Source organism: Streptomyces niveiscabiei, assembly GCF_001419795.1.
Lineage (GTDB): Bacteria > Actinomycetota > Actinomycetes > Streptomycetales > Streptomycetaceae > Streptomyces > Streptomyces niveiscabiei.
This window is the reverse complement of sequence record NZ_LIRL01000812.1, coordinates 1-6,632: the sequence shown is the minus strand read 5'-3', so window position 1 is coordinate 6,632 and position 6,632 is coordinate 1. Positions and strand designations below refer to the sequence as shown.

Here is a 6,632-nt window from a genome sequence, read left to right as displayed (position 1 = left end):
GCCCTCCGCCTACCCGCCGCGTCCCCCGTATCCGCCGCCCGGCGGGGATCCCGGAGAGTCCGACGACGCGCTCGCGGCGGGTAGGCGGAGGGCACTGGGCTGATCCTTCGGTGCGGAACGGTGCGACCGGCCGGACCTCGGCGCACGGTAGTTCACCATTGCACAACTTAGTCGCGTGCAACAAGGCAAGAGGAACGGCGCCTATCGCTTTTCGACGAAAGTCGAAACATCCTCAACTCCGGCTGGGGAAGCGGGATTTCAACACACCGTTGAAACGGACCGCGCCAGAGGGCCGACACACCCGGTTTCGGCCACACCCCGTGTGAATCAAGCGCCCGCGCCTCACCTCCCCCACACACTCCCGCCGCCCCGGGACACGCGTTCAACTGGGAAGTGGCCCTCCTCGGGGTCCTCGCGTGGGACGGCGGCTCTCCCGCGCGAGCCACGGCCGCCGGCCCGGCCCCTTCCCGCACCGGCCGGCGGCCCAAGCTCCCGAAGAACAGCTCAGACGGTCATATCTGCCACGACCGCAGCCGGTCCGCCGCCCCGTACACATCCGCCTTCCCGGACATCAGGTCCCGGGCGAGATCCACTAACGCCCCGTACGGCGGATCGATCCCGGCGCCGCTGACGTACATGTACGACACGGCCGTCGCGCAGGCGAACCGCGCGTTGGCGGCGGGGAGGGGTTTGAGGACGGCGAGCGTGTGCAGGAGGGCCGCCGCGCGCCACGCCGGGTCCGAGTCGACGCCGAGGCGCGGCGGGTCGACGCGGTGCCGGGCGACGGCGGCGACGAGCGCGGAGAAGTCGTCGACGGTCGGCTGGTCCGGAAGGACCTCCTCGTGGCGCTGGAGCAGCCACGGTACGTCGATATGGATGACGGTCGTCACCGGCGGACCGACCTGCCCCTCGCCCGGGCGGGGCTCTCGTCGTCGGGGAAGGCCGCCGCGAATTCGTCGGCGTGGGCGGCGAAGAACGTCCGGAACGCCGCCGCGCCTTCCTGGAGCGCCCGGTGCCGGGCGATGTCCGCCGCTGCGGCCTCGCGGACGAGCGCCTTCATCGACGTCCCGCGCTCCTTGGCGATCTGCCGCAGGTCCTCCAGCTCGCGTTCGCTGAACTCCACATTGAGGGCTGGCATACCCCTCACGGTACCGCTCGGGTACTTACCCGTAAATATCCCCAGGTCACCCAGGTGCCCGAGCGGTACCGGAGGCGTACAGACGTTCTTACATCCGGGAGACCTCTACCCCTGGTCGGCGACGAAGGACGCGAGCCGGGTCAGCGCCGCGTTCCAGTTGACGGCCGTCTCGTTCGTCGACCAGGACTGGATGTCGTCGATGAAGCAGAACTGGCCGACGCAGCCCTGGAGTTTGCTCTGCGCGTACGGGTCCTGGATCGACGAGTTGGGACCGCCGGCGAGCGTCCCGGCGGGCGGCGACGGCAGCTTCGGGTCGAGCTGGTTGGCGTACCAGCGGCTGTGCTGCCGATGCGCGTTGACCTCGCCGTAGCCGGTGACGTACGACATGTTCAGCGCGTTGCGGCCGAGCACGTAGTCCATGCTCTGCACGGCGCCGTCGCGGTATTTGGAGGCGCCGGTGATGTCGTACGCGCTCGCGATGACGACGGCGTTGTTGATCACCTGGTGCGCGGAGCCCCAGTCGTACATGTTGTTGTTGGGCGCGTACGGCATGCCGTACGACTGGCCCGCGAGGGTGGCGAGGTAGCCGTCGGCGCCCTTCACGACGGACGCGCGGACCTTGTCGCGGCCGGGGAGCTTGCTGGGGACGAGGGCGAGGTCGAGGCGTCCGGCGGCGGCCGTGCCGCCCCAGTCGAAGCTGACGGGGCCGAAGACGTCGGCCGTGTGGAGCGGGGAGGTGAGGACGGAGTCCGCGAACTGCTTCTCGCCGGTGGTGAGATACAGCTCGGCGGCGGCCCAGTAGAACTCGTCGGTGACGTTGTTGTCGCTGTAAGCGCCGCCGCCCGTACCGTCGTTGGGGTCGGCGTACATCGCCGGGTGGGCCTGCGCGGCCGTCCACGCCTTGCGGGCGGCGGTCAGGGCCTTCGCGGCGAACGCCTTGTCGTACGGCTTGTAGAGGCGGGCCGCCTGGGCGGCTGCCGCCGCGAGGTTGAGGGTGGCGGCGGTGGACGGCGGGTGCAGTTCACGCTTCTGCGGGTCGTCACTCGGCAGCAGCGGGAGGCCGGTCCAGTTCTCGTCGTGGATCTTGTGGTGGGCCATCCCGGCGAGCGACTGCCCGTCCGGGACCTGCATCTTCAGCAGGAAGTCCAGCTGCCAGCGCGCCTCGTCGAGGACGTCGGGGACCTTGTTGCCGCTCTCGGGGAGCACGAGCTGCCCGTCGCCGAGACGGGCCGGCGTGCCGGTGCGGGCGTGCAGGGAACGCTCGTAGGTGCTGAGCACCTCCCACACCGAAATGCCGCCGTTCACCACGTACTTGCCGTGGTCCCCGGCGTCGTACCAGCCGCCGCTGACGTCCAGCGTGTAGTCGCAGACGCCGGGCTGGCAGGGTACGGAGGTGTCGCCCTGGTTGGGCGCGGTGCCGACGTGTCCGGCCGCCCTGCCGTAGCCGGGGCGCAGGTCGTCGCGGATCGGTATGCCGCTGCGCTGCGTGTAGTAGTACTTCACGGCGTCGCGGCTGAGCTTCTCGTAGGCGGCCTTGCCGATGTCGAACGGGCGGCTGGTCTCGCCGTCGGCGGTGAGCGTGAAGCCGGTGCCGGGCTTGCGGTAGGCGCCGAAGTCGACGGTGTGGACGTTCTGCGCGGAGGAGACGTCGGTGCCGCGCGGTACGGTCCAGCCGTGCGCGACCGTCTTCCCGGCCGCGTTCTTCAGCTGCCACGGCAGCCGGGTCGTCGCGTCGGTCACGAGGGTCGCGTTCTTGGGCCCGGCGGGTAGGTAGGCGACCTGGTTGACGCGCACGCGCGGCCCGGTGTCCGGCTCGTACACCTCCGGCGGCACCCCGCCGAGCAGCGACACGTCGTCCACACAGAACCGCCAGGCGTCCGCGCTGCCGCCGACCTGGAAGGCGACCTGCGCCTGCGCGGTGTCGACGGGCGAGGTGAAGGTGTAGGAGTACGAGCCGTCGGCCTCGGTGAGGACCGGGCTCGCCTCCTGCCAGGTGTCGTACGGGGAGACGGCGAGGCCGACGATCGCGCGGACCACGTGCCCCTCGGCGACGCCGGACGCCTTGAAGGAGAAGCGGTAGGTCTCGCCCTTGACGAGGGCGATGTCGTTCTGGCCGATCCCGGAGTCCCAGCGGTTGACGGTGCCGCCGGGGACGTCGGCGCACAGGCGTCCGTCGGCGGGGACGGTGGTGACGTTGCTGGTCCACCAGGGGGCGGTGCCGTTGTCGAAGCCGCCGTTCTTGACCTGCTCGACCTCGTCGGCTCCGGCGGGCGCGGCGGGCAGCGCGACCAGGGCGCCGCCGAGCAGGGCGGCCAGAGTCAGCAGGCTCGTTCTGCGTCGTCGTTTCACGTCATGGCTCCTCGGAGAGACGCCCCCCACGGAATGGGAGCGCTCCCATATAGCGGACGGGCCGCCCATGCTTGTTGCCCTCACGTCACTGCGTCAACGGTCCGGACAGAACAGATTCCTGTCCGGACCGCCGAAGGCCGGTTGTACGGTGTCCCGTTGGCCGACTACGCCGCGAACTTGGCGACCCTGACCGCCCCTTGGGCCTCACCCGGCCGCGCGCTCGTGAACGTGAGCTTCACGCGCGATCCCCGCAGCGCCCCGAACGTGATCACGGACGGCGCGTCGGAGGCGGTGGCCCACTGGACGTCGACTCCCGTGGCGGGTACGTACGTTCGCCCGTCCCACACCTCGACCTCGACGCTCTTCGGGAGGCTGTGCCCGGCGTCGACGGTGAACGACACCTCGACCCGGTCGAAGTCCCGCACCCTGCCGTAGTCCACCGCCAGCCAGTCCGCCGCCCGCGCCCCGCTGAACGCCGGCAGCAGCGCGGTGGCCGCCTTGAGGAACCCGTTGGACCAGCCGGTGGCGGGGTTGCCGTCGAGCACGGCGGCCGGGAGGGTGTCAGGCCGGCCGGAGTAACTGGCGTCGGCGTACGGATAGGTGGGCGCCTCGGGGTGTTCCGGCACGAACGCGGGCGCCGGGGTCGCGGACGCCGAGCGCGCCCAGGTCGTGCGCACGGAGACCGTGCCCTTCCTGAGCCCCTCCCCCGTCGCCGTCACCTTCAGCGTCCCGGGTTCGCCGCCCGAGCGGACGATGGCAAGTGCCTTGCCGTGGAAGGCGGTTCGGGTGCTCGCCTGATATTTTTCGGCGCTCTCCTGGCGTCCGTTGTCGAGGCCGGCGAGGGAGCCGCCGTCGACGGTGAACGTCAGCAGGTGCTCGGCGCCGGGGACGACGGTCCCGCGCGCGTCGACCACTTCGGCGGTGACGAAGACGTGGGAACGGCCGTCGGCGGGGAGGGACTTGCGGTCGGCGGTGAGGCGTACCGCGTGCGGGGCGCCGGCCGTGCGCAGGACGTCGGTCGCGACGACCTTGCCGCCCCGCCGGGCGACCGCCTTCAACTCGCCCTCCTCGAAGGGGACTTTCCAGGTGAGGTGCAGTTTGCCCGCGCTGCCGTTGGGGCTTGTGTAACTCCCCGGGTACGGGCCGTCGGTGAACGTCTTGTCGTCGCCGGTCGCCTCGGTCGTCTCCAGGTAGGCGCGGCCGTCCACGGTCTTCTTCACGTCGAACGACCGCACCCCCAACGACCGGCCGTTCAGGAAGAGTTCGACGTCCGGGACGTTCGCGTAGGCCCACACCTCGACGGTCTCCCCCGCCGTGTGGTTCCAGCTCATCGGCAGCAGGTGGACCATGGGCTCGCTCACCCACTGGCTGCGGAAGAGGTGGTACATGTCCTTGGGGAACCCGGCGGTGTCGACCGCGCCGAAGAACGACGCCTTCACCGGGAACACGTCGTACGGGGTGGGCTCGCCGATGTAGTCGATGCCGGACCACAGGAACTGCCCGGCGAACCACTTCCGGTCGCGGTCCTTCTTGTGGCCGTACTCGCCGCTCATCGTCCAGGAGGCGAGGTTGTTGTCGTAGGAGGAGGTCGCGCGCTTGCCGGGGGTGTAATTCTCGCCGGTGTTGAGGTGCTCGGGTTCCTGGTAGGCGCCGCGAGTCGACGTCTCCGACGAGGACTCCGACTCGAAGAGGAACAGGTGCGGGTAGCGGGCGTGGAGGGCGTCGACCGACTTCGCGGTGTTGTAGTTGAGGCCGAGGCCGTCGAGTTTGGCGAGGATCAGGTCGGCGGGGGTGCCGGGGGCGGGGACGCTGCGGTGGCGGTGCGAGCCGATGACGACGGGGCGCGTCGTGTCGTGCGCCTTGATGCCGGCGATGAGGCGGTCGGCGATCGTCAGGCCCGCCGTGGAGGTGAACTCGGTGATCTCGTTGCCGATCGACCACATCACGACGGCCGGGGAGTTGCGGGCCGCGAGGACCATCTCGGCGATGTCGCGGTCGGACCACTCGTCGAAGAAACGGCCGTAGTCGTAGCGGGTCTTGGGGGTCTTCCAGCAGTCGAACGCCTCCACCAGCATCACGATCCCGAGCTCCTCGCAGATGCGGATCATCTCCGTGGAGGGCGGGTTGTGGGAGGTGCGGAAGGCGTTGACGCCCATCGACTTCATGATGGTCATCTGCCGCCGGATCGCGTCCGCGCTGACGGCCGCGCCGAGCGCGCCGAGGTCGTGGTGGAGGTCGACGCCCTTCAACTTGGCGTGCCTGCCGTTGAGTTCGAAGCCCTCGTCGGGGTCGACGCGGAAGGTGCGGATGCCGAAGACCGTGCCGTAGGTGTCGACCACCTTGCCCTGGATACGGAGTTCGGTCTCCAGGCGGTAGCGGTGCGGGTCCGTGAAGTCCCAGCGCTTCGGGTCGGGGACGACGGCGGTGTGGGCCTCGGTCGCGGTGCCGGCGACGGTCACCGTGGATGTCGTACGGGCGACCGTGCGGCCGTTGGGAGCGACGATCCGGGAGGTGATCTCGACGTCCTGCGGGGTGCCGGAGGTGTTGGCGACCGTCGTGCGGATCTCGACTCTCGCGCGGTCGGCGGTGATCTCGGGGGTGGTGACGTGGGTGCCCCAGCGGGGGACGTGGACCGGGTCGGTGACGATCAGGCGGGCCTCGCGGTAGATGCCGCTGCCGGAGTACCAGCGGCTGCTGGGGAGGCGGTTGCGGACGCGGACGGCGAGGACGTTCTCGGTGGTGCCGTCGGCGTGGAGGTGCCCGGTGAGGTCGTAGGCGAAGCCGGTGTAGCCGTAGGGGTGGGTGCCGAGTTCGGTGCCGTTCACGAAGACCGTGGAGTCCATGTAGACGCCGTCGAACTCGACGGAGATCCGTTTCCCGGCGTAGGCGCTCGGCACGGTGAAGGAGAGGCGGTACCAGCCGAGGCCGCCGGGGAAGAAGCCGGTGCCGCTGGTGGTGCCGTTCTCGGTGGTGGGGGCCAGTTCGATGGACCAGTCGTGGGGGACGGCGATCTCGCGCCAGGCGGTGTCGTCGTACGCGGGGTCGGCGGCGCGGTCGTAGGCGCCGGTCGGGTCGGTGATCCCGCCGGGGTTGACCAGCGCGAAGCACCAGCCGTCGCGCAGGGGGAGGGTGTGGCGGCCCGGGG

At 70.4% G+C, this 6,632-nt stretch carries 4 protein-coding genes; all 4 read right to left on the bottom strand.

Annotated elements, in window-relative coordinates:
* Positions 1–512: 512 nt before the first annotated feature.
* Entirely contained in the window at positions 513–890 is a 378-nt protein-coding gene (locus AOK24_RS34335; protein ID WP_055723913.1) for a hypothetical protein, read from the bottom strand.
* The gene (locus AOK24_RS34330; RefSeq protein ID WP_040836760.1) at positions 887–1,138 is read right to left on the bottom strand and encodes a hypothetical protein; all 252 of its coding nucleotides are present in this window, start codon (positions 1,136–1,138) and stop codon (positions 887–889) included. The genes AOK24_RS34335 and AOK24_RS34330 overlap by 4 nt, the downstream gene beginning before the upstream one ends.
* A 105-nt stretch (positions 1,139–1,243) precedes the next feature.
* Positions 1,244–3,487, bottom strand: a complete 2,244-nt coding sequence (locus tag AOK24_RS34325) for a glycoside hydrolase family 9 protein (protein ID WP_055723912.1) — start codon at positions 3,485–3,487, stop codon at positions 1,244–1,246.
* 164 nt (positions 3,488–3,651) lie between these two features.
* The coding region (locus AOK24_RS34320) for a glycoside hydrolase family 2 TIM barrel-domain containing protein (RefSeq protein ID WP_055723911.1) at positions 3,652–6,632 on the bottom strand (2,981 nt) is incomplete at its 5' end.